The 244-nt window shown below is 43.4% G+C and carries 1 protein-coding gene; it reads left to right on the top strand.

All coding sequences use genetic code 11. The features are described 5' to 3' along the window. Positions 1-244: hypothetical protein (locus QN347_RS20680; protein WP_323494529.1), on the top strand; the 244-nt coding region annotated here is incomplete at both ends.

Genomic DNA, 244 nt, shown 5'->3' with positions numbered 1-244 from the left:
CTTTAGAAAAAATCCTGTTCAACATTGCAGGTGAAAAAGGCTTAGAAAATCTCATCGCTGCACGATTATTAGAGCAGGAAAAAATTCGTGCTCGCCATATCGTACGTCAACAACTACAGGCTGAAAAATTAGCCCAACACAAGAAAAGTAATGCGCAAAGTAATAAGCAAAGCAACTGCGCTGTCAACGGACTGGGTGCTGACACCTGGCAGGCCTATTTTGATGGTTCAGCACATCCCAATCC

Source organism: Sphingomonas sp. 10B4 (assembly GCF_035019905.1).
In the GTDB taxonomy this organism is placed as follows: domain Bacteria; phylum Pseudomonadota; class Alphaproteobacteria; order Sphingomonadales; family Sphingomonadaceae; genus Sphingomonas; species Sphingomonas glacialis.
This window is presented reverse-complemented; position numbering and strand designations above follow the sequence as displayed.